This is a genomic window from Acinetobacter sp. C15, from assembly GCF_013420645.1.
GTDB classification, from domain to species: domain Bacteria; phylum Pseudomonadota; class Gammaproteobacteria; order Pseudomonadales; family Moraxellaceae; genus Acinetobacter; species Acinetobacter indicus.
Genome location: NZ_VOXR01000110.1, coordinates 1 through 1,783 on the forward strand (window position 1 = coordinate 1; position 1,783 = coordinate 1,783).

The 1,783-nt window shown below is 37.5% G+C and carries 2 protein-coding genes; one reads left to right on the top strand and one right to left on the bottom strand.

What is annotated here, in order from left to right; all coding sequences use genetic code 11:
- The coding region (locus tag FTT63_RS15330) for an RNA-guided endonuclease TnpB family protein (RefSeq protein WP_104473783.1) at positions 1–1,314 on the bottom strand (1,314 nt) is incomplete at its 3' end.
- A 72-nt stretch (positions 1,315–1,386) separates the two neighbouring features.
- Between FTT63_RS15330 and tnpA the strand changes: the two genes are divergently transcribed.
- Positions 1,387–1,783: IS200/IS605 family transposase (gene tnpA, locus FTT63_RS15335; protein ID WP_104490252.1), on the top strand; the 397-nt coding region annotated here is incomplete at its 3' end.

Consider the following 1,783-nt stretch of genomic DNA (forward strand, 5'->3'; position numbering starts at 1 on the left):
ACCTCTGCGCCCACTAGATGACAAATGATTGTCATCCAACAGCGTTCCACTGTCTAAAATTAAATTAATCGCCCTGTTCTTAATAACAACTGATGCATTGTGATCTGCATTGTCAATGTGTCCACAACTCACGCATTTAAACTTGTCTTGGCTTTTGCGATTGTCGGGGTGAGTGTGACCGCATAAAGCGCACTCTTGACTTGTATAAGAAGCATTGATGGTAAATACCGCTTTACCTAGCTTAACTGCTTTGTAAGCTAGGAATGATGCAATTCTATGCCAACCCACGTTCAGGATAGATTTGTTTAAGCCTGCTTTGGCTTTAGCCTTATTAGGAATAAATCGACCTGATTCATCGATCTTTGGTAAAGGCTTTTTAGTCATGCTCTTGGTATTTAATTTTTCAAAGATAAATACCTTAGCTAAACCATTAACTAGGCTATGACTTGTCTTATGAGCAAAGTCCTTGCGAATATTGGCTTTCTTAGAGTGATGCACCGCAATTCGATGTTTAGTCTTAGCTCTTCGGTTTGAGCCTTTTACTTGTCGAGCGAGTTTTCTTTGCAGTCGCTTAATGTAGCGATCTGCTTTTGTTAAATGATTCTTTTGTTCTTTAGAGAAATCAAATTCTTCATAGCCTGCATGAACAGGAATGGTGACACCACGATCTATACCAACCACTATTTTTTGTAGTTGTTCTTCGTCCATGCCCTGCAAATGATCTAACTGTCTTTTGGCGTATTTTTTAGCATCGAATTTCTTACCGTCAAACTCTTGAATCTCAACACCATCTTCATAGCAGAAAGAAACGAAATATTGACCACGCTCTTTGCGAATATAAAGGGATTTCGGTTCTTTAAAGTTAGCATGAGCCTTAAAACTTAATGAGCCTATATTAAATTTTTTACCACCGATATATAGCTTGCGCTTATTTCTTTCCGTGCGAAACTCGAATAAATCAGAGGTTAAATGAATCGAACCTTTATCTGTCTTCTTTTTACGTTTTGGTCGCCCACATAAACCTTTAATAGATTTTTTGAGTGTGTTGTACCAATTAACGGTTGAGTTCTTTTGTATTGTACTAGGGCAGTTTGCAAGCCATGAACTAATCTCATCTGATTTAAAGTGAGCGTATTTTTGATCTTGGGTTTCATAATAGTGATCAAAAGTTGCAAACTTACGGGCAAATCCTCGAAAGTATTTATCCTCATCGCATTTGGCATTCCAAACGAAACGAGCACAACCCATCCACTGACTTAAAATCAGCTTTTGATGTTGTGTTGGGTATGCTCTTAATTGGATGCCTGTTAGCAATTGAAAAACCTCTAGGTGTTGAGGTTATTTTAGCTTAAAATAAGGTTAAAGTAAATCTAGTATGAGGATAAGATGTACGAGTGGAGAACAGGTAGATCATGCATTTATAAAAACATTGTTCATTTAGTATTTGTTACGAAATACAGAAGAGATGTATTAACAAAAGACATGCTTTCCTCCCTAAAAGAGATTATGGAAGAAACCTGTTTGCAAATGGATTGTGAGCTTATTGAGTTTAATGGTGAAGATGATCACATCCACCTGCTTGTAAGTGTTCATCCAAAGCACTCAGTTTCCAACCTAGTTGGAAAACTGAAAGGGAAAAGTTCTTATGTTTTAAGGCGTTCATTTTGGGATGAAGTTAAGGAAAAACTATGGGGCAATCACTTTTGGTCGCCTAGTTACTGCGCTGTATCCTGTGGTGGCGCAAGTTTGGATGTAGTGAAAAAATACATTGAAGAACAAAGAA